The 20,978-nt window shown below is 54.2% G+C and carries 17 protein-coding genes; 13 read left to right on the top strand and 4 right to left on the bottom strand.

Going from position 1 to position 20,978, the window contains the following annotated elements; translation table 11 throughout:
* Positions 1-75 precede the first annotated feature (75 nt).
* Complete coding sequence (gene sbcC / locus ACLJRS_RS13120; RefSeq protein WP_001672613.1) at positions 76-3,216, bottom strand: exonuclease subunit SbcC; 3,141 nt, start codon at positions 3,214-3,216, stop codon at positions 76-78.
* Positions 3,213-4,415 (bottom strand): exonuclease subunit SbcD, encoded by a 1,203-nt coding sequence (gene sbcD / locus ACLJRS_RS13115; protein WP_001221254.1) that lies wholly within the window; start codon positions 4,413-4,415, stop codon positions 3,213-3,215. Before sbcD ends, sbcC begins: the two co-directional genes overlap by 4 nt.
* A gap of 214 nt (positions 4,416-4,629) precedes the next feature.
* Here sbcD and phoB point away from each other — a divergent pair, with 214 nt between their 5' ends.
* From phoB to malZ, 5 genes are all read left to right on the top strand, one after another.
* Complete coding sequence (gene phoB / locus ACLJRS_RS13110) at positions 4,630-5,319, top strand: phosphate response regulator transcription factor PhoB (RefSeq protein ID WP_000113921.1); 690 nt, start codon at positions 4,630-4,632, stop codon at positions 5,317-5,319.
* 69 nt (positions 5,320-5,388) lie between these two features.
* Positions 5,389-6,684 (top strand): phosphate regulon sensor histidine kinase PhoR, encoded by a 1,296-nt coding sequence (phoR, locus tag ACLJRS_RS13105; protein WP_000893642.1) that lies wholly within the window; start codon positions 5,389-5,391, stop codon positions 6,682-6,684.
* A gap of 408 nt (positions 6,685-7,092) precedes the next feature.
* Positions 7,093-8,412: a branched-chain amino acid transporter carrier protein BrnQ gene (brnQ, locus tag ACLJRS_RS13100; protein WP_000149625.1), complete on the top strand. Its 1,320-nt coding sequence runs from the start codon at positions 7,093-7,095 to the stop codon at positions 8,410-8,412.
* A 74-nt stretch (positions 8,413-8,486) separates the two neighbouring features.
* The gene (gene proY, locus ACLJRS_RS13095) at positions 8,487-9,857 is read left to right on the top strand and encodes a proline-specific permease ProY (RefSeq protein WP_000445556.1); all 1,371 of its coding nucleotides are present in this window, start codon (positions 8,487-8,489) and stop codon (positions 9,855-9,857) included.
* Between the two features lie 161 nt (positions 9,858-10,018).
* The gene (gene malZ / locus ACLJRS_RS13090) at positions 10,019-11,836 is read left to right on the top strand and encodes a maltodextrin glucosidase (RefSeq protein ID WP_000930696.1); all 1,818 of its coding nucleotides are present in this window, start codon (positions 10,019-10,021) and stop codon (positions 11,834-11,836) included.
* Positions 11,837-11,907: 71 nt separating this feature from the next.
* Here the strand turns inward: malZ and ACLJRS_RS13085 are convergent, their stop codons facing one another.
* Positions 11,908-12,510: a peroxiredoxin gene (locus ACLJRS_RS13085; protein WP_000244731.1), complete on the bottom strand. Its 603-nt coding sequence runs from the start codon at positions 12,508-12,510 to the stop codon at positions 11,908-11,910.
* 209 nt (positions 12,511-12,719) lie between these two features.
* The gene (acpH, locus tag ACLJRS_RS13080; protein ID WP_410957827.1) at positions 12,720-13,301 is read right to left on the bottom strand and encodes an ACP phosphodiesterase; all 582 of its coding nucleotides are present in this window, start codon (positions 13,299-13,301) and stop codon (positions 12,720-12,722) included.
* 93 nt (positions 13,302-13,394) lie between these two features.
* Here acpH and queA point away from each other — a divergent pair, with 93 nt between their 5' ends.
* From queA to yajD, 8 genes are all read left to right on the top strand, one after another.
* Positions 13,395-14,459, top strand: coding sequence for a tRNA preQ1(34) S-adenosylmethionine ribosyltransferase-isomerase QueA (gene queA, locus ACLJRS_RS13075; RefSeq protein WP_001266532.1), 1,065 nt, complete (start codon positions 13,395-13,397; stop codon positions 14,457-14,459).
* 196 nt (positions 14,460-14,655) lie between these two features.
* On the top strand, positions 14,656-15,783 hold the full coding sequence (tgt, locus tag ACLJRS_RS13070) for a tRNA guanosine(34) transglycosylase Tgt (protein ID WP_000667305.1): 1,128 nt from the start codon (positions 14,656-14,658) through the stop codon (positions 15,781-15,783).
* Between the two features lie 22 nt (positions 15,784-15,805).
* A complete protein-coding gene (gene yajC, locus ACLJRS_RS13065; RefSeq protein WP_000007628.1) occupies positions 15,806-16,138 on the top strand; it encodes a preprotein translocase subunit YajC in 333 nt (110 codons plus the stop codon).
* Positions 16,139-16,165: 27 nt separating this feature from the next.
* Positions 16,166-18,013, top strand: coding sequence for a protein translocase subunit SecD (gene secD / locus ACLJRS_RS13060; protein WP_000934808.1), 1,848 nt, complete (start codon positions 16,166-16,168; stop codon positions 18,011-18,013).
* A 10-nt stretch (positions 18,014-18,023) separates the two neighbouring features.
* Positions 18,024-18,995 carry a protein translocase subunit SecF gene (secF, locus tag ACLJRS_RS13055; RefSeq protein WP_000046629.1) on the top strand — a complete coding sequence of 324 codons (972 nt, stop codon included), beginning with the start codon at positions 18,024-18,026 and terminating at the stop codon, positions 18,993-18,995.
* Between the two features lie 148 nt (positions 18,996-19,143).
* Positions 19,144-19,509 (top strand): VOC family protein, encoded by a 366-nt coding sequence (locus tag ACLJRS_RS13050; protein WP_000793037.1) that lies wholly within the window; start codon positions 19,144-19,146, stop codon positions 19,507-19,509.
* 25 nt (positions 19,510-19,534) lie between these two features.
* A complete protein-coding gene (locus tag ACLJRS_RS13045; protein ID WP_000198318.1) occupies positions 19,535-20,227 on the top strand; it encodes a helix-turn-helix transcriptional regulator in 693 nt (230 codons plus the stop codon).
* 169 nt (positions 20,228-20,396) lie between these two features.
* The gene (yajD, locus tag ACLJRS_RS13040) at positions 20,397-20,744 is read left to right on the top strand and encodes an HNH nuclease YajD (RefSeq protein WP_000974818.1); all 348 of its coding nucleotides are present in this window, start codon (positions 20,397-20,399) and stop codon (positions 20,742-20,744) included.
* The last annotated feature ends 234 nt before the right edge of the window (positions 20,745-20,978 follow it).

Below are 20,978 nucleotides of genomic sequence, written 5' to 3'. Positions count from 1 at the left end.
ATTCCTTATCCGTCTTTGTGTATTCATTATTATGCTATGTCATGACGGTATGCTGTGCGCAGGATGACACTCGCGTTACTCCACAGCAAACGCTTTGTCCAGTTTGCTATAACCAAGCCCATTGATTTTTTTCACTTTTATCTGCACAGGGATACGTTCTTTCATGGCTTCCACGTGGCTAATCACACCGATGGTCTTCCCGCTGGCATTCAGCGCGTCGAGCGCATCCAGCGCGGCGTCCAGCGTTTCGCTATCAAGCGTGCCGAAGCCTTCGTCGAGGAACAAAGAATCAATGCGCGTTTTATGGCTGACCAAATCTGATAACGCCAGCGCCAGCGCCAGGCTGACCAGGAAACTTTCGCCGCCTGATAACGTTCGCGTATCGCGCACGGCGTCGGCCTGCCAGGTATCGACAACCTCCAGTTCCAGCGCGTCGCTGGCTTTGCGCTGCAATAAATAGCGGCCATGCAGGCGGGTGAGCTGATGATTCGCCAGCCAGACCAGATTATCCAGCGTCAGTCCCTGGGCGAATTTGCGGAACTTATCACCTTCTTTAGAGCCAATCAGCGCATTGAGATAGCCCCAGTCTTCCACTTGCTGAGAGGCTTGTTTCATTTCCGCCATCAGCGCCCGTTGGCGCTGCCGATTATCTGCATCCTGTTTAATTTGCTGGCGGATTTCCCCCTGGCGTGTCGTGTTTTCACGCAGTTGTTGCGCCAACTGCGCCAGCCGCTGCGCGAGCTGCTCCGCCGTACACGTTGGGTCCAGACCGGCGGGCGGCTGTTGCTGATGGTCAGCCAGCGCCTGCGCGGACTGCGCGCTTAACGCCTTCGCTTGTTGTAGCTGACTTTCCAGCGTTTGTTGTTGTTTTTCCAGACGGGTCACGGTCTCTTCATCCAGCAACGCCGCCAGGAACGTTGCCTGGCTGTCAAACGGGCTATTTTTTAACGCCGCATCAAAGTGCGCTATCGCCTCGGCGGCGCGCTGCTGCTCCTGCGTCGTTTGTTCCTGCAGGGTTTGCAACTGGCTTTGTAATGACACGCACTCATCATGCGCCTGCCGCCAGTTATCCAGCGGCACGTCGTCGTCGGAATCCGCGGTATCCGTTTGCGGTAGCGTCTCCAGCAACGGGGCAAGCCTGTCGATCTGCATTTGCAAATCCGCGAACTCTGTCTGACGCTGTTGCCATATTTTCGCTTCGTCGGCGCGCTCATTCAGCCACGAAGCCTCGTCTTCTGGCGCAGGAAGGGAAAGCGTATACTGCGCCAAATCAGCCGTCAGCGACGCCTGACGCTGCGCAATCTGCGCGGTAAAGCGCGCTACCTGTTCAGTATGCGCCGCGATTTGCGTTTGTAGAGCATGACGCTGGCTGAGCTGATCCAACTGTTGCTCATGCTCTTCCGCGGCGGTCAGCCAGCCCGCGAGGTCTTCTTGCGGCTGGAGCTGAACGCCCAGCGTAGCGCACAGCGTTTGCCATTCCTCAGTAAGCGCTTGCTCCTCCTGCAACAACGACTGCGCCTCGCTTTCATCCCGCTGTAATTGTTGCGTTAAGGCATCTAACTGTCCTCGCAGCGCCGCGCCTTCTTCCGCCAGCGTTTTGACCTCTTTTTCCAGCGCGTCGCGGCGGGTTTGATTCGCGCTCAGCTCCAGCGCCTGATAGGCGGCGATGGCGGGGTGTGTCGTCGAGCCGCAAAGCGGACACGGCTGGCCGGACTGTAAGTGCGCCCGCTGGCTTTCCAGATCTTTGATGCGCGCCTCCTGCTCGCAAATAGTGCGAACGTCCGCAAGCTCCTGCGCTTTAGTCTTATAACTCAAACGCTTATCCGCCAGACGTTGGGTGTATTGCGCCTGCTCCTGATGATGACGCGCGATAGCTGCCTGTAGCTGCGCCTGACGCTTTTGTTTCGGGAGAATTTGCCCCTGAAGCGCGGCGAGACGATGGCGTAGCGGACGCTGCCGGGTATGCAATGCTCTGGCTTCCGCCAGCGCCTGTGGCGTGAGGTCGAGCGTGAGCGGCGGTAGCGCATCACGCTGACGCGTATCGCTCAGCAACTGCTGTTGCCATTGGCTCAGTTGCGCCCGATCGTGGGATTGTTGTGTTAATAATGCTCGCCACCCCGCCAGTTCGCTGCGCCAGACGCGGATGCCGTCGTGTTCCGCCAGCCATGTCTTCAACCGCTGCCCTGTGGCGTTCAGTTGCGTGAATTGTCGATGCGCGCAGGCGCGGATACGCTGGCGCAGACGATACGCGCTTTGTAAGCGAGCATTCACTTCATCACTGTGCTGGCGAACACGCTCAACGGCGCGGGTTTGTTCCTGAATGCGCTCCCAATGCGGGCGCAACTGGCGAGCAGGTTGCGCCAGAGTCAACGCCGCGAGCTGCGGCTGCGCTTTTTCTCGCGCCTCTTGTGCCGCGTACAGCGCCTGCTGTCGGGCGTGTAATTCAGTGTGGAGCTCGTTTTTTCGGGTCAGCCAGTGAAGGTGCTGCTGCTGTCCCTGCTGGCTGGCCAGCAGGCGTTTCTCTTCGTCAGTAAGCGCCTGCAAACTGGCTTCCAGTTGCTGTAACTGTTCGTCCGCCAATAGGGCGACGCCGCTGGCCTGCGCTTGTAACTTTTCCAGTTCGAGACGGGCTGATTTATGTTTTTCAAATACCTGTGCGGAGATCTGCCCGTAAATCTCAGTGCCGGTGAGCTCCTCCAGAAGCTCTGCGCGCTCTTTCGCTTTGGCGTTAAGAAAGGCGGCGAACTGCCCCTGTGATAACAACATCGAACGGGTGAAGCGCCCGTAGTCCAGCCCGGTCAACGTGGCGATCATCTCCAGTTTATCCTTTACCTTATCGGCAAAGATCTTTCCGTCTGAACACCGCGCCAGCTCCACGCGTGGGGCCTGGAGATTGCCGTCAGGCTGATTTCGGGCTCGGTTCTGGCTCCAGAACGCGCGCCAGGCTTCGCCTTTTACCTCGAACTCCACTTCGGCCAGACATTCCGCCGTATCGCGCGTCATCAAATCGTTTTGCGATTGCGATACCGTATTCAGGCGCGGCGTTTCGTGGTACAGCGCCAGGCAGATGGCGTCAAGCAAGGTGGTTTTTCCCGCGCCGGTCGGGCCGGTAATGGCGAATAACCCGTTACTGGCAAACGGTTCGGCGGTAAAGTCGACCTTCCATTCTCCTTTCAGCGAGTTCAGGTTTTTCAGACGCAAACTGAGAATTTTCATGCCTCGTGCTCCTCATTCAACGCGTAGAGCGTGCTGGAAAAGAGCTGATTCAGGCGCTCGCGCTGCGGGGTATCTAACGCTTCCAGCGCCAGACGCCGCGCAAAAACCTCTTCCACGCTAAGCTCGCTTAATGTTTCCCGCCGCTCGTTCGCCAGCGAGCGCTCACGCTGTTCGCGGCTACGGCGCACCAGTAATACCTCTACGGGGAGTGACTCCGTTAATGTCTGTATTCTGCGTTGGATATCGTGCAGATAATCATCGGTGGTGATTTCAATATCCAGCCAGACGGGGGGCGATTGCTCAACGCCGCGCCACTGCTCAAGCTGTTCGGTAATTGATGCCAGGTCGCCTTTTAAAACCGCCAACGGTTGAGTCACGGGGACAGCCAGACTTTCGGTACTTTGCCATTTTCCCTGGTCGAAGGTCACCAGATGCACGCATTTGCTTTTGCCGCACTCATCAAAGCTGAGGGCGATGGGCGAGCCGCAATAGCGGATATGCTCCGTGCCGCCGACACATTGCGCGCGGTGAATGTGTCCTAATGCGATATAATCCGCGGGGGGGAAATGCTGCGCCGGAAAGGCATCCAGCGTACCGATATAAATGTCGCGAACCGCATCGCTTTTGCTGGCGCCGACGGTGGTTAAATGTCCCGTCGCGATAACCGGCAGCTTTCGTTCGCCGCGTAGCTGGCACGCTTCCTGATGCTGCTGTTGATAATAATCGGCAATCGCATGAAGAAGTTGCTGCTGTTTCTCGCTGCCGGATAACCCCGCCTGACTGGTAATAATGTCGCGCGGGCGCAAAAAGGGAATGGGGCACAGTACGGCGCCCGGAGAACCGTCGCGACGATGAAGTAGCCGCGGCGCATAGCCCGCGCTGGCGATCACGGTTGTATTGAGAAACGCCAGAATGTCGCGCGACTCGTTTAGCGTGGCGACGGAATCATGATTACCGGCCAGCACCACCAGATGACAGCCCGTTTGCTGTAAATTAACGACGAAACGGTTATAAAGTTCTCGGGCATAGCTTGGCGGCGAACCGGTATCAAAAATATCGCCAGCGACAATAATGGCATCCACCTGATGGGCCTGCGCGGTCTCCAGCAGCCAGTCCAGAAAAGCCTGATGCTCCGCGGCGCGGCTTTTACTGTAGAAGTTTTGTCCCAGATGCCAGTCAGAGGTGTGGAGGATGCGCATAATTGTTCCATGCAAAAAAAGCGTGAACGGGATTATACACGTCATCCCCTCCATTTTTGGGCGCAATTTACCGCCGGTACACGGTAATGCACGGTTTCACTGGTGTCATAAATCATCAACATGCTATCAATGCCGCCTTTTTTTTTCATAAATCTGTCATAAATCTGACGCATAATGGCGCGGCATTGATAACTAACGACTAACAGGGCAAATTATGGCGAGACGTATTCTGGTCGTAGAAGATGAGGCGCCGATCCGTGAAATGGTGTGCTTCGTGCTCGAACAAAATGGCTTTCAGCCCGTAGAAGCCGAAGATTATGACAGTGCGGTGAATAAACTTAATGAACCCTGGCCGGATCTCATCCTTCTTGACTGGATGTTGCCCGGCGGGTCAGGGTTACAGTTTATTAAACATCTCAAACGTGAAGCCATGACCCGGGATATTCCTGTGGTTATGCTGACCGCGAGAGGTGAGGAAGAAGATCGTGTGCGCGGGCTGGAAACCGGCGCTGACGATTACATTACCAAGCCGTTTTCCCCCAAGGAGTTGGTGGCGCGCATTAAAGCCGTTATGCGGCGCATCTCGCCGATGGCGGTCGAAGAGGTGATCGAGATGCAGGGACTGAGCCTTGATCCTGGCTCTCACCGCGTGATGACCGGCGACAGCCCGCTGGATATGGGGCCGACCGAATTTAAATTACTCCATTTCTTTATGACGCACCCGGAACGGGTTTACAGCCGCGAACAGCTACTCAATCATGTCTGGGGCACCAATGTGTACGTTGAAGACCGGACGGTCGACGTGCATATTCGCCGTTTGCGTAAGGCGCTGGAGCACAGCGGCCACGACCGGATGGTGCAAACGGTACGCGGGACAGGGTATCGTTTTTCGACCCGCTTTTAATGCCTTTTCCGCCAGTTGATCACAGGTTTCTGGCGGAGAAGGCTTTCCATTCTTGAGGGAGTATGACGCGTGCTGGAACGGCTGTCATGGAAAAGGCTGGTGCTGGAGCTGGTGCTCTGTTGCATCCCCGCGCTTATCCTTAGCGCTTTTTTTGGTTATCTGCCGTGGTTTTTACTGGCGGCGGTGACGGGACTGCTTGTCTGGCATTTCTGGAATTTGTTACGCCTCTCCTGGTGGCTTTGGGTCGACAGAAGTATGACGCCGCCGCCGGGGCGGGGAAGTTGGGAACCGCTGTTATACGGTTTACACCAGATGCAGTTGCGAAATAAGAAGCGTCGCCGCGAGCTGGGGAACCTGATTAAACGTTTTCGCAGTGGCGCGGAGTCGCTGCCTGATGCCGTGGTACTGACCACAGAAGAGGGCGGCATTTTTTGGTGTAACGGTTTGGCGCAACAGATACTGGGGCTACGCTGGCCGGATGACAACGGGCAGAATATTCTCAATCTACTGCGTTATCCGGAGTTTACCCAGTATTTAAAAACGCGTGATTTCACCCGTCCGCTTCATTTGGTGCTCAATACCGGGCGGCACCTGGAGATCCGCGTCATGCCTTATACCGATAAACAACTCCTGATGGTGGCGCGCGATGTGACGCAAATGCATCAGCTTGAAGGCGCCAGACGTAACTTTTTCGCCAACGTTAGCCATGAGTTGCGTACGCCCTTGACGGTATTGCAAGGCTATCTGGAAATGATGCAGGAACAGGCGCTGGAAGGGGCGACGCGAGAGAAAGCGCTGCATACGATGCGCGAGCAAACGTATCGTATGGAAGGGCTGGTAAAACAACTGCTTACGCTGTCTAAAATTGAGGCGGCTCCGGCGCTGTTATTAAATGAAAAAGTGGATGTACCGATGATGCTGCGGGTCGTGGAGCGTGAAGCGCAGACGCTCAGCCAGCAGAAACATACCTTTACGTTTGAGGTCGACGATAGTCTTAGCGTTCTGGGTAATGAAGAGCAGCTACGTAGCGCGATCTCAAACCTAGTGTATAACGCGGTAAACCATACGCCGGCGGGAACGCATATTACGGTGAGCTGGCGACGTGCCGCGCATGGCGCTGAATTTTGCATTCAAGATAACGGTCCGGGGATTGCTGCCGAGCATATTCCTCGTCTGACCGAACGCTTCTACCGTGTCGATAAAGCGCGTTCGCGGCAAACGGGCGGCAGCGGCCTGGGATTGGCGATTGTGAAACATGCGTTGAATCACCATGAAAGCCGCCTTGAAATCGACAGTTCGCCTGGCAAAGGAACGCGATTTAGCTTTGTGCTGCCGGAACGTTTAATTGCCAAAAATAGCGATTAATTGTCTTTCGTAAGTATAACTTTCCATAAGCCAGCGGATGCTGGCTTATTTTCTTTGCAGTTAAGACGGGCTCGTTGAAACATTCAACGTTTGGTGATTTTTTGTTCGCATGATTAGCCATAACTTTTTCATGAGAATGGTGTTTTATTCTGGTTGTAAATTTCATATCGCTATATTCATCTGGTTTTTAGATCCCACCTTGCTTTAAAACGTTATAAGCGTTTAAATTGCGCTTCAGGTGCTGTCATTACGACTGCATTTGCGCGGTAAATCGAAAAACAATTCTTCGCCGCATCGGTCCGGGAGCTTTTCCCGCTGAAATTGATAAAAAACGCCGCTTTATAATCCTCCGGGAAAGGCAAAAATTTTAATGTTTACAACATCACCATCCACAGGCAGTAAGACTTTATGACCCATCAGTTAAAATCGCGCGATATCATCGCCCTGGGCTTTATGACATTTGCGCTGTTCGTTGGCGCAGGCAATATTATCTTTCCTCCTATGGTCGGTTTGCAGGCGGGTGAACACGTCTGGACAGCCGCTATTGGCTTTCTGATTACCGCCGTAGGGCTACCGGTTCTTACTGTTGTGGCGCTGGCGAAAGTCGGCGGCGGCGTAGACAGCCTCAGTACGCCGATTGGTAAAGTGGCGGGACTCCTGCTGGCGACCGTTTGCTATCTGGCCGTCGGGCCGTTATTTGCGACGCCGCGTACCGCGACGGTGTCGTTTGAGGTCGGTATCGCTCCGTTGACCGGCGATTCTGCAATGCCGTTGCTGATTTACAGCGTGGTCTATTTCGCTATTGTTATTCTGGTTTCCCTCTATCCGGGTAAGCTGCTGGATACGGTAGGGAATTTCCTGGCGCCGTTGAAAATTATTGCGCTGGTCATCCTTTCCGTCGCGGCTATCGTTTGGCCTGCCGGTCCAATCAGCAACGCCCTGGACGCTTATCAGAATGCGGCCTTTTCTAACGGATTTGTGAACGGCTATCTGACGATGGATACGCTGGGCGCGATGGTGTTTGGTATCGTTATTGTGAACGCGGCGCGTTCTCGCGGCGTGACCGAAGCGCGCCTGTTGACGCGTTACACGGTCTGGGCCGGCCTGATGGCGGGCGTGGGGCTGACGCTGCTTTACCTTGCCTTGTTCCGCTTAGGTTCTGATAGCGCGACGCTGGTCGATCAGTCAGCGAACGGCGCGGCGATTCTTCATGCCTACGTTCAGCATACCTTTGGCGGCGCGGGAAGCTTCCTGCTGGCGGCGCTGATCTTTATCGCGTGTCTGGTGACGGCGGTGGGGCTGACCTGCGCCTGCGCTGAGTTTTTCGCGCAGTATATTCCGCTGTCTTACCGCACGCTGGTCTTTATTCTCGGCGGCTTCTCTATGGTGGTATCAAACCTCGGACTGAGCCATCTGATTCAAATCTCCATTCCGGTGCTGACGGCTATCTATCCGCCGTGTATCGCACTGGTTGTATTAAGTTTTACCCGCTCATGGTGGCATAATTCCACCCGTATCATCGCGCCGGCCATGTTTATCAGTCTGCTTTTTGGTATCCTTGACGGCATCAAAGCATCTGCCTTTGGCGATATGCTGCCAGCCTGGAGTCAGCGTTTGCCGCTGGCGGAACAGGGACTGGCGTGGTTGATGCCAACGGTGGTGATGGTGATCCTGGCGATTATCTGGGATCGCGCGGCGGGTCGGCAGGTGACCTCCAGCGCTCACTAAAATCGCTGACATATGTGTACACCACGGGGCTTAACGCCCCGTGGTTTTTTATTGTGTTGATAGGTCAGAAATTGATGGAAAGCAATAATAAGCTAAAGCGTGGGCTGAGCACCCGGCACATTCGCTTTATGGCATTAGGTTCGGCAATCGGCACCGGCCTGTTTTACGGCTCGGCGGACGCCATCAAAATGGCGGGGCCGAGCGTGCTGTTGGCCTATATTATTGGCGGGGTCGCGGCATATATCATTATGCGCGCATTGGGGGAAATGTCCGTTCACAACCCTGCCGCCAGCTCATTTTCGCGCTATGCGCAGGAAAACCTCGGCCCGCTTGCGGGCTACATTACCGGCTGGACCTACTGTTTTGAGATCCTGATCGTCGCCATTGCTGACGTGACCGCGTTCGGCATTTATATGGGGGTCTGGTTCCCCGCCGTGCCGCACTGGATTTGGGTGCTTAGCGTGGTGCTGATCATTTGCGCCATCAACCTGATGAGCGTCAAGGTGTTCGGCGAGCTGGAGTTTTGGTTCTCCTTCTTCAAAGTCGCCACCATTATTATCATGATTGTCGCGGGTATCGGCATCATTGTGTGGGGAATTGGCAACGGCGGGCAGCCCACCGGCATTCATAACCTGTGGAGCAACGGCGGCTTCTTCAGCAATGGCTGGCTGGGAATGATCATGTCGCTGCAAATGGTGATGTTCGCTTATGGCGGGATTGAGATTATCGGTATCACCGCCGGGGAAGCGAAAGACCCGGAGAAATCCATTCCGCGCGCCATTAACTCAGTACCGATGCGTATCCTGGTATTTTATGTCGGCACGCTGTTCGTCATTATGTCTATCTATCCGTGGAATCAGGTCGGCACAAACGGCAGCCCATTTGTGCTGACGTTCCAGCATATGGGGATTACCTTTGCCGCCAGCATTCTGAACTTTGTGGTATTGACCGCCTCGCTTTCCGCTATCAATTCTGATGTGTTTGGCGTAGGCCGTATGCTGCATGGTATGGCGGAGCAGGGGAGCGCGCCGAAAATCTTTGCCAAAACGTCACGCCGTGGTATTCCGTGGGTCACTGTGCTGGTGATGACGATTGCGCTGCTGTTTGCGGTTTACCTGAACTACATCATGCCGGAAAACGTCTTCCTGGTGATTGCTTCGCTGGCGACGTTTGCGACGGTATGGGTATGGATTATGATCCTGCTGTCGCAAATCGCCTTCCGTCGTCGTTTACCGCCGGAAGAGGTAAAAGCGCTGAAATTTAAGGTGCCGGGCGGTGTCGTAACGACGATAGCGGGTCTGATTTTCCTGGTCTTCATTATTGCGCTTATCGGCTACCATCCGGATACCCGCATCTCACTGTATGTGGGCTTCGCCTGGATAGTTCTGCTGTTGATTGGCTGGATATTTAAACGCCGTCGCGACCGTCAATTGGCGCAGGCGTAGTCGTTTTTCTCTGCCTTATCCGGTCTGTAGGCAACAGTAGGCCGGATAAGCGGAGCCGTTTCTCCTCCTGGAGTCTCCTCCCCTAATAAACCCCTGGATGATGAGTTATCCTTTAAATCTCTGTGGCAAGGTGGCCCCATTTTCAGTAGAGGGGATACGAGATGTTGAATGCCTGGCACTTACCGGTTGCCCCATTTGTGAAGCAACATAAAGATAAATTAACCATTACGCTGTGGCTGAGCGGAGAAAATCCGCCGTCTCGCGTGACGTTGCGCTCAGAATTCGATAATGAAGAAATCTCACTGGCGATGCGCAAACAGCGCCGCCAGCCGCAGCCGGGCGTGACGGCGTGGCGAGCGACGCTCAATATCGCGTTAGGGCAACCCCGTCGCCGTTACAGCTTTAAATTGCTTTGGCATGACCGCCAGCTTTGGTTTACGCCACAGGGATTTAGCCGTTTTCCGCCTGCGCGTCTGGAACAATTTGCGGTTGATGTGCCGGATAGCGGCCCGCAGTGGGTCGCCGATCAAATTTTTTATCAGATCTTCCCGGATCGTTTTGCCCGCAGCCAGTCTCGTGAAGCTGGGCAGGATAAGGTGTATTACCACCATGCTGCCGGTCACGACATCGTGCGTAAAGAGTGGGATGAACCGCTCACCCCCCAGGCGGGCGGTTCCACCTTTTACGGCGGCTGTCTGAATGGCATTTGTGAGAAGCTGCCGTATCTGAAAAAACTGGGCGTCACAGCGCTATATCTGAATCCGGTATTTACCGCGCCGAGCGTCCATAAGTACGATACGGAAGATTATCGCCATGTCGATCCGCAATTTGGCGGCGATCGGGCGCTGCTACGCCTGCGGCGTAAAACCCAGGTGCAGGGCATGAGGCTGGTGCTGGATGGCGTGTTTAATCATAGCGGCGACTCGCATGTGTGGTTTGACAGGCATAACCGCAGCACTGGCGGCGCGTGCCATCACCCGGACTCGCCGTGGCGCGACTGGTACTCCTTTTCACCACAAGGCGTGGCGCTGGACTGGCTGGGTTATCCGAGCCTGCCGAAACTCGATTATCAATCAGAAACGCTGGTCGATGAGATCTATCGCGGTGAGGACAGTATCGTTCGTCACTGGCTAAAGGCTCCGTGGAATATGGACGGCTGGCGGCTGGATGTCGTACATATGCTGGGCGAGGCGGGCGGGGCGCGTCATAATTTGCAGCACGTCGCCGGTATTACCCGGGCGGCAAAAGAGGCGCAGCCCGAAGCCTATATTGTGGGGGAACATTTCGGCGATGCGCGGCAGTGGCTACAGGCCGATGCGGAAGATGCCGCCATGAATTATCGCGGCTTCACCTTCCCGCTATGGGGATTTCTCGCCAATACTGATATCGCTTACGAACCACAGCATATTGATGCCCGGACCTGTATCGCGTGGATGGATAACTACCGCGCCGGGCTGTCACATCAGCAACAACTGCGCATGTTTAATCAACTCGACAGCCATGATACTGCGCGCTTTAAAACTCTGCTGGGTAAAGACGCGGCGCGCCTGCCGCTGGCGGTGGTCTGGCTGTTTACCTGGCCCGGCGTGCCATGTATTTATTACGGCGATGAAGTCGGCGTGGACGGCGCAAATGACCCCATGTGCCGCAAACCGTTCCCATGGGATGAACGCAAGCAGGACGGCAACTTGCTGGCGCTGTACCAGCGTATGGCGAAACTGCGCCAGAGCAGTCTGGCGCTGCGTCGTGGCGGATGCCAGGCGCTGTATGCCGAAGGTGACGTAGTGGTATTCGTGCGAGTTTATCAGCAGCAGCGGGCGCTGGTGGCGATTAACCGGGGCGAGGCCTGTGAAGTGGCGCTGGAAGCGTTGCCGTTGCTGAACGTGGCCGGATGGCAATGTAAAACGGGAAGCGGTGATATCCGCGAGGGAAGACTTAGTTTACCCGCGATTTCCGCGACGGTATGGATGAATCGTTGAGGCGAGGTGGTTCGTAACACCTTACGCATAAAAAAGGCTCGCATTCGCGAGCCTTTTATCAATGCACTGACTTACAGGCTGGAAATGTTCTCAGCCAGGTATTTAGCCACGCCGTCCGGAGAGGCGTTCATGCCTTCTTTGCCTTTTTCCCACTGCGCCGGGCAGACATCACCGTGCTCTTCGTGGAACTGCAGCGCGTCGACCATACGCAGCATTTCGTCGATATTACGACCCAGCGGCAGATCGTTTACGACCTGGTGGCGAACAATACCGTTAGCGTCAATCAGGAAAGAGCCGCGCAGCGCAACGCCTTCGTCCGGGTGTTCGATACCGTAAGCTTTCTGAATTTCACGCTTCACGTCGGCGACCATTGCGTATTTCACCGGGCCAATGCCGCCTTTATCGACAGGGGTGTTACGCCATGCGTTGTGAACGAACTCAGAGTCGAAAGAAACGCCGACCACTTCAACGCCGCGCTTCTGGAATTCTTCATAACGTTTATCAAAGGCGATCAGCTCAGACGGGCAAACAAAAGTGAAGTCCATCGGCCAGAAGAACAGAACGGTCGTTTTACCATTGGTGTGCTGTTTGAAGTTGAATTTATCAACAATCTCACCGCTACCCAGTACCGCCGCAGCGGTGAAATCCGGGGCCTGACGAGTAACCAGTACCATAATAATTCTCCTGCAATATTAAGGGTTTTAGAACGCAACGCGGGCAGTATAGGGAGGGCGAAGCGACAAAACAATGCGGTCTTGACAATCAATGAGACAGCTTTTGCCTATCGATCGGGTCATTATAAATCGTAATGATGACCCTTTTATGACAGCGAACGATCTTTCTGCCAACGGCGGATCTGACGCACGCCCTCGCTATCAGGCCGTCACAGCGCTTTGCGGGCGGCCTGTGCCATCATAAGCGGATAAAAATGCCAGAAGCGCTCTTCTAACGCGTCGTAGTGCGCGTCCAGATCGTACCAGGAATCACGCAAGGCATCCAGCCGGGGACGGCGATTCGCCATGCCATTCAGCACGTTTTGAATGAAATCCATATCGCGATACCGCTCTAACCATTTTTCTGACCAAAGATAATCATTCAGGTTGACAAAGCGCGGCGGGGAGTCGGGCAGAATCGTCGCGACCTGCGCATGGGCGTAGCCGACAAACGCCTGAAGTGGAAAATCAGGGGAGATTTGCGTCCAGTGACGCGATAAAAAATGATCCCACATGACGTCCAGCGTAATGGGCGCCACGCGCCGCGTTTCATGGCGGAACCACTCTCGCGCCTCACGAACTTCCGGCAGGTTGTCGGTCATGACGTCAATACGCCGATGCATATAAATACCCTCTACCACGTCAGGAGGATAATGCGTTGCCGGGTTACCGCGGACAAAATCGGCCAGAAGATTACCGGAAAGCGAGCTGTCGGCAAGGTGCGCCAGATGCAGGTGAGCAAGAAAATTCATTATTGATTCTCTGTCCAAAAAGCGGGTAACGGTTGCAGCGGGAACGCCCCGGCACTAGACTACCCGCCTCTTATTTTAGTCTGAGTCAGAGTCATGCGCGTTACCGATTTTTCCTTTGAACTACCCGAATCCCTGATTGCCCACTACCCACAGCCGGAACGCAGTCGCTGCCGTTTGCTGTCATTAGAGGGGCCGACGGGCGCGCTGACGCACGGTACTTTCACCGATCTGCTCGATAAGCTCAACCCTGGCGATTTGCTGGTCTTCAATAATACCCGCGTGATCCCGGCGCGGCTCTTTGGCCGTAAAGCCAGCGGCGGCAAGATAGAAGTGCTGGTCGAACGTATGCTCGATGATAAACGCATCCTGGCGCATATTCGCGCTTCTAAAGCGCCAAAACCGGGTACGGAACTGCTGCTGGGCGACGACGAAAGTATTCACGCGACCATGACCGCGCGTCACGGCGCTCTGTTTGAAGTTGAGTTTAATGACCCGCGTCCGGTGCTGGATATTCTTAACGCCATCGGCCATATGCCGTTGCCGCCGTATATCGACCGTCCGGACGAGGACGCCGACCGCGAACTGTACCAGACGGTCTACAGTGAAAAACCGGGCGCCGTCGCCGCGCCGACCGCGGGGCTGCACTTTGATGAGCCGCTGCTGGCGGCGCTTCGTGAGAAAGGTGTCGAAATGGCGTTTGTTACGCTACACGTCGGCGCGGGCACTTTCCAGCCGGTGCGTGTCGATACCATTGAAGATCACATCATGCACTCCGAATATGCTGAGGTGCCGCAAGAGGTGGTCGACGCGGTGCTGGCGGCGAAAGCGCGCGGCAACCGCGTGATTGCGGTCGGCACCACCTCGGTACGCTCGCTGGAAAGCGCGGCGCAGGCGGCAAAAAGCGATTTGATAAAGCCGTTCTTCGGCGATACGCAAATATTTATTTATCCAGGTTATCAATACAAAGTGATTGATGCGCTGATCACCAACTTCCATCTGCCGGAATCGACGTTGATTATGCTGGTTTCCGCATTTGCCGGTTATCAACACACCATGAATGCCTATAAGACTGCGGTAGAACAAAAATATCGCTTTTTTAGCTACGGGGACGCGATGTTTATCACGTACAATCCGCAGGCTATTTCTGAGCGTCCGTAAGAAGGCTATCTCACTTGCCATTTTGACGCCGGGCAGTGCTCGCCATCCTCACGTACTGCGTGTACGCTCCGGTGGTTGTGCGCTGGTCGACCCAAAACTGGCTGCGCCGATGACGCCTTCGGGAATTTATTAGCTATGGAATCATTCCGTAGCGAATCGTTAAACGTCGGACTGTTTTTCTGACGCAGGAGTGATAATGAAATTTGAGTTAGATACCACCGATGGTCGCGCGCGTCGCGGTCGTCTGGTGTTTGATCGTGGCGTAGTGGAAACGCCTGCTTTTATGCCTGTGGGTACTTACGGTACCGTGAAAGGCATGACGCCGGAAGAAGTGGAAGCGACCGGCGCGCAGATTATTCTCGGCAACACTTTCCACCTGTGGCTGCGCCCGGGTCAGGAAATCATGAAGCTGCATGGCGATCTGCACGATTTTATGCAGTGGAAAGGGCCGATTCTCACCGATTCCGGCGGCTTCCAGGTCTTCAGCCTCGGCGATATTCGTAAGATTACCGAGCAAGGCGTGCACTTCCGTAACCCGATCAACGGCGATCCGATTTTCCTCGATCCGGAAAAGTCGATGGAGATCCAGTACGATCTCGGTTCCGATATCGTGATGATCTTTGATGAATGTACGCCGTACCCGGCAGACTGGGACTATGCTAAACGCTCGATGGAGATGTCGTTGCGTTGGGCGAAGCGTAGCCGCGACCGTTTTGATAGCCTTGGCAATAAGAATGCGCTTTTTGGCATCATTCAGGGCAGCGTTTACGAAGATTTACGCGATATCTCGGTGAAAGGTCTGGTAGAGATTGGCTTTGATGGCTACGCTGTCGGCGGTTTGGCTGTCGGTGAGCCGAAAGCAGATATGCACCGCATTCTGGAGCACGTTTGCCCGCAGATCCCGGCTGACAAACCGCGTTACCTGATGGGCGTGGGTAAACCGGAAGATCTGGTGGAAGGGGTGCGTCGCGGTATTGATATGTTTGACTGTGTCATGCCAACGCGAAATGCCCGTAATGGTCATCTGTTTGTGACCGACGGCGTGGTGAAGATTCGTAATGCAAAGCATAAAAGCGACACCAGCCCGCTTGACGCCGAGTGCGATTGCTACACCTGTCGCAATTATTCACGCGCTTACTTGCATCATCTCGACCGTTGCAACGAAATATTAGGTGCGCGTCTCAATACCATTCATAACTTGCGTTACTACCAGCGTTTGATGGCGGGTTTACGCAAGGCTATTGAAGAGGGTAAATTAGAGAGCTTCGTAACCGAGTTTTACCAACGTCAGGGGCGACCCGTTCCACCTTTGAACGTTGATTAATTTTAATAATGAGGGAATTTGAATGAGCTTTTTTATTTCTGATGCGGTAGCGGCAACAGGTGCTCCAGCGCAGGGCAGCCCGATGTCTCTGATTTTAATGCTGGTGGTGTTTGGTCTGATTTTCTATTTCATGATCCTGCGCCCGCAGCAGAAGCGCACCAAAGAGCACAAAAAGCTGATGGACTCCATTGCGAAAGGTGATGAAGTTCTGACGAATGGCGGTCTGGTCGGTCGAGTGACCAAAGTAGCGGAAGCCGGCTACATTGCCATCGCGCTGAATGACACCACGGAAGTGGTTATCAAACGTGACTTCGTAGCTGCCGTTCTGCCGAAAGGCACCATGAAGGCGCTGTAATATTTCGTTTTCCCAAAGGGAACTGCCGTGTTAAACCGTTATCCTTTGTGGAAGTACATCATGCTGGTCGTCGTGATTATCGTCGGCCTGCTTTACGCACTTCCCAACCTGTATGGTGAGGATCCGGCTGTTCAAATCACTGGCGTGCGCGGCGTCGCCGCCAGTGAGCAAACGCTGATCCAGGTCCAGAAAACGTTACAAGAAGAAAAAATTCCCGCTAAGTCTGTGGCACTGGAAGAGGGCGCTATTCTTGCGCGCTTCGACACCACCGATACCCAGCTACGCGCCCGTGAAGCGCTGATGAGCGTGCTGGGGGATAAATATGTCGTGGCGCTTAACCTTGCGCCGGCTACGCCGCGCTGGTTGGCGGCTATTCACGCCGATCCGATGAAGCTCGGTCTTGATCTGCGCGGCGGCGTTCACTTCCTGATGGAAGTGGATATGGATACCGCGTTAGGTAAACTCCAGGAACAAAATATCGATAGCCTGCGCAGCGATCTGCGTGAAAAAGGCATTCCTTATACCACCGTTCGTAAAGAAAATAATTATGGGTTGAGCATCACGTTCCGTGACAGCAAAGCGCGTGATGAGGCGATCGCCTATCTGACGCCGCGTCATCGTGACCTGGTGATTTCCAGCCAGGGCGGTAATCAACTTCGCGCGGTAATGACCGATGCGCGCCTGAGCGAAGCGCGCGAATACGCCGTTCAGCAGAACATTAATATTCTGCGTAACCGTGTTAACCAACTGGGCGTCGCGGAGCCTGTCGTACAACGCCAGGGCGCAGACCGTATTGTGGTTGAGCTGCCGGGTATCCAGGATACCGCTCGCGCGAAAGAAATTCTCGGCGCGACCGCGACGCTGGAATTCCGTCTGGTGAATACCAACGTTGACCAGGCCGCCGCTGCTGCCGGGCGCGTACCGGGTGATTCCGAAGTGAAACAGACCCGCGAAGGTCAGCCGGTGGTATTGTACAAACGCGTGATCCTCACCGGCGACCATATCACCGACTCGACGTCCAGCCAGGATGAATATAACCAACCGCAGGTTAACATCTCGCTGGATAGCGCAGGCGGCAATATCATGTCTAACTTCACTAAGGACAATATCGGCAAACCGATGGCGACCCTGTTTGTGGAGTATAAAGACAGCGGTAAGAAAGACGCTAACGGTCGCGCCGTACTGGTGAAACAGGAAGAAGTGATTAACATTGCCAACATCCAGTCCCGGCTGGGTAACAGCTTCCGTATTACCGGTATCAGCAACCCGAACGAAGCGCGTCAGCTCTCGTTGTTGCTGCGTGCGGGCGCCCTGATTGCGCCGATTCAGATCGTTGAAGAGCGCACCATTGGCCCGACTCTGGGTATGCAGAACATCAAGCAGGGCCTGGAAGCCTGTCTGGCCGGTCTGGTGGTCTCCATCCTGTTCATGATCTTCTTCTATAAGAAGTTTGGTCTGATTGCGACCAGCGCGTTAGTGGCTAACCTGGTGTTGATTGTCGGTATCATGTCGCTGTTGCCGGGGGCAACGCTCAGTATGCCGGGGATTGCGGGTATCGTGTTAACCCTTGCGGTGGCGGTCGACGCCAACGTTCTGATTAACGAACGTATCAAAGAAGAGTTGAGTAATGGCCGCACGGTACAGCAGGCGATAAACGAAGGCTATGCCGGCGCGTTCAGTTCCATCTTCGATGCGAACATCACGACGCTGATTAAAGTCATCATTCTGTATGCTGTCGGTACCGGGGCAATTAAAGGGTTCGCGATTACGACCGGTATCGGTGTGGCGACGTCGATGTTTACCGCGATTATCGGTACGCGTGCTATCGTAAACCTGCTATATGGCGGCAAGCGCGTCACTAAGCTGTCAATCTGAGGAGTGCGATGTGGCACAGGAATACACTGTTGAACAACTAAACCACGGCCGTAAAGTCTATGACTTTATGCGCTGGGACTTCTGGGCATTCGGCATCTCCGGGCTGTTGCTGATCGCGGCCATTGTCATTATGGGCGTACGCGGGTTTAACTGGGGGCTGGATTTCACCGGTGGCACGGTAATTGAAATCACGCTGGAAAAACCGGCTGAAATGGACGTGATGCGCGAAGCGCTGCAAAAAGCGGGCTATGAAGAGCCGCAGTTGCAGAACTTTGGCAGCAGTCACGACATTATGGTGCGTATGCCGCCAACCGAAGGTGAAACCGGCGGTCAGGTACTGGGTAGCAAAGTGGTGACGATCATTAATGAAGCCACCAACCAGAACGCGGCCGTGAAGCGTATTGAATTCGTGGGGCCAAGCGTGGGCGCCGATCTGGCGCAAACCGGCGCCATGGCGCTGCTGGTGGCGTTGATCTCTATCCTCGTTTATGTCGGTTTCCGCTTTGAGTGGCGACTGGCGGCAGGGGTGGTCATCGCGCTGGCGCACGACGTGATCATTACGCTGGGGATACTGTCGCTTTTCCATATCGAGATTGACCTGACCATTGTGGCATCGTTGATGTCGGTGATCGGTTACTCGCTGAACGACAGTATCGTGGTCTCCGACCGTATTCGTGAAAACTTCCGCAAAATCCGTCGCGGGACGCCTTACGAAATCTTTAACGTGTCGCTGACCCAGACGCTACACCGTACGTTGATTACCTCCGGTACGACGTTAGTGGTAATTTTGATGCTGTACCTCTTCGGCGGTCCGGTACTGGAAGGCTTCTCGCTGACGATGCTGATCGGTGTCTCTATTGGTACGGCATCTTCTATCTATGTCGCATCGGCGCTGGCGCTGAAACTCGGTATGAAGCGCGAGCATATGTTGCAGCAGAAAGTCGAAAAAGAAGGGGCGGATCAGCCGTCCATTCTGCCGTAAACGCGTATTTAAGTGTTATCTGAATCCCGGTCATACGATCGGGATTTTTTTTATTTATGTACCATGACGATAAACATTACTGACAGTATGCTGTCAGGAGCCCTGTCATACACTCCTCATGAATTTACCCACACTCGCAGGAGGATGTATGAAAAACTTGATTAACTGGTTTGAAATTCCAGTTACTGATATGGCGCGTGCAATCGCCTTTTATGAGCAAGTGATGCAGATATCGTTACGTCGGGAAACCATGGATGGGGCGGACCTGGCCGTATTCCCGTATGTTGAACCTGGACCCGGCGGAGCGCTGATAAAGCAGGATGATGTCGCTCCAGTTGCGCAGGGAGTCGTTATTTATCTGCATACCGCCGATTTGTTAGCCTCGATTGAACGTGTCGTCCTTGCTGGTGGCAAGTGTGTTCTGGAACCCATGGTTCCCGGAGATGACATTGGAACCATCGCGTTGTTTATTGACAGCGAAGGTAACCGAATAGGTTTACATCAACCTGCGTGATATTTGCTAAATGTAGAGAGTCAATATGACCAGACGCGCTGACCGTTTGTTTCAGATCGTGCAAATTTTGCGGGGTAGACGACTGACGACGGCAGCGCTGTTGGCACAGCGGCTTGCGGTTTCTGAACGGACGATTTATCGCGATATTCGCGATCTGTCGTTATCCGGTGTGCCTGTCGAAGGTGAAGCGGGGAGCGGATACCGTTTAATGGCGGGTTTTGATCTGCCGCCCTTGATGCTTACCCATCGTGAATCGGAAGCACTGATGGTGGCTATACGGTTATTGAAAACCTGGGGCGGCGATTCGCTATCGCGCGAGCTTGAATCCGCCCAGGAAAAAGTGTTGGCTATTTTACCGGAAGAGAGCCGTCGTAAAGCGGAGCAGACACGGATTTACGCTCCGGATTTGGGTACATCTCCACATTCGCGCAGCGCGTTTGATCTTATCCATCAGGCCGTTTCGGCGCAGCAGGTGTTGGCGCTACATTATCGTGATGAAGCGGGGCATCTCTCTTCGCGGGATATACAACCGCTGGGATTGTTTTTCTGGGGAGAGCACTGGCTGCTGGTTGCCTGGTGTGAGAGACGGGAAGACTATCGGTGTTTTCGCCTCGATCGCTGTTTACAAATTACTCCGCTTAACCGGCGATTTCGTGAAACAATCGACCGTTCTTTGCGTGATTTTTTGCGAAAAGTCGAGCACGAAAAAATGCCGTAAGATGTGATAGCGATACCTCTAACGCTTGTAAAACGGGTTGATTGGTCATCAGTTTGCCTGAAATAGCCTTGCTTACCTGGATATATAAGTTGCACAGAATCATTGCTAAAAGCCCGGCTTCGCGGGAAACTGCGCATAACCCTTTGTATTATTCAGGTACCTGTTAATTATGGCTATCATCCCAAAAAACTACGCGCGCCTGGAAAGCGGCTATCGTGAAAAAGCGCTGAAGCTGTTTCCGTGGGTGTGCGGACGTTGTTCCCGTGAGTTTGTGTATTCAAATCTGCGTGAGCTGACGGTGCATCATATCGATCATGACCACACCAATAATCCGGAAGACGGCAGCAACTGGGAGCTATTGTGCCTCTACTGCCACGATCACGAGCATTCCAAATATACCGAAGCCGATCAGTACGGTTCGACGGTCATTGCTGGGGAAGATGCGCAAAAAGATGTCGGCGAGGCGACTTATAACCCGTTTGCCGATCTGAAAGCGATGATGAACAAAAAGAAATAAGCAGACTGCTGACAAAGCTGTTGGTGCTGTTGAATGTTAGGTTACGCTTCGCTCCACCCAACGGAATCCGCAATATAAATGAATTATTGGTTTTCGTAGGTCGGATGCAATCCGACATTTTTTCAGCCCCGGAGTTTGTCGTCAGCCCCCAAACGTCCTGTAACGCATACATTGTCACTGGAATCCCGATCGCAAGGTTGGGATTTTTTTGTTTTTAAGTCCTGCCGATACTGG

It is taken from the genome of Salmonella sp. SAL00670, from assembly GCF_046552235.1.
Taxonomy (GTDB): Bacteria; Pseudomonadota; Gammaproteobacteria; order Enterobacterales; family Enterobacteriaceae; genus Salmonella; species Salmonella enterica.
The sequence above is the reverse complement of the archived record's forward strand: the minus strand, read 5'-3'. Positions and strand labels throughout refer to the sequence as shown.

Excerpts from the sequence above, each read along its gene's own strand:
- ACLJRS_RS13085 (WP_000244731.1), bottom strand. The coding sequence starts at position 12,510 with ATGGTACTGGTTACTCGTCAGGCCCCGGATTTCACCGCTGCGGCGGTA.
- malZ (WP_000930696.1), top strand. The coding sequence starts at position 10,019 with ATGTTGAATGCCTGGCACTTACCGGTTGCCCCATTTGTGAAGCAACAT.
- ACLJRS_RS13045 (WP_000198318.1), top strand. The coding sequence starts at position 19,535 with ATGACCAGACGCGCTGACCGTTTGTTTCAGATCGTGCAAATTTTGCGG.
- tgt (WP_000667305.1), top strand. The coding sequence starts at position 14,656 with ATGAAATTTGAGTTAGATACCACCGATGGTCGCGCGCGTCGCGGTCGT.
- phoB (WP_000113921.1), top strand. The coding sequence starts at position 4,630 with ATGGCGAGACGTATTCTGGTCGTAGAAGATGAGGCGCCGATCCGTGAA.
- yajD (WP_000974818.1), top strand. The coding sequence starts at position 20,397 with ATGGCTATCATCCCAAAAAACTACGCGCGCCTGGAAAGCGGCTATCGT.
- sbcD (WP_001221254.1), bottom strand. The coding sequence starts at position 4,415 with ATGCGCATCCTCCACACCTCTGACTGGCATCTGGGACAAAACTTCTAC.
- brnQ (WP_000149625.1), top strand. The coding sequence starts at position 7,093 with ATGACCCATCAGTTAAAATCGCGCGATATCATCGCCCTGGGCTTTATG.
- sbcC (WP_001672613.1), bottom strand. The coding sequence starts at position 3,216 with ATGAAAATTCTCAGTTTGCGTCTGAAAAACCTGAACTCGCTGAAAGGA.
- proY (WP_000445556.1), top strand. The coding sequence starts at position 8,487 with ATGGAAAGCAATAATAAGCTAAAGCGTGGGCTGAGCACCCGGCACATT.
- ACLJRS_RS13050 (WP_000793037.1), top strand. The coding sequence starts at position 19,144 with ATGAAAAACTTGATTAACTGGTTTGAAATTCCAGTTACTGATATGGCG.
- yajC (WP_000007628.1), top strand. The coding sequence starts at position 15,806 with ATGAGCTTTTTTATTTCTGATGCGGTAGCGGCAACAGGTGCTCCAGCG.
- acpH (WP_410957827.1), bottom strand. The coding sequence starts at position 13,301 with ATGAATTTTCTTGCTCACCTGCATCTGGCGCACCTTGCCGACAGCTCG.
- queA (WP_001266532.1), top strand. The coding sequence starts at position 13,395 with ATGCGCGTTACCGATTTTTCCTTTGAACTACCCGAATCCCTGATTGCC.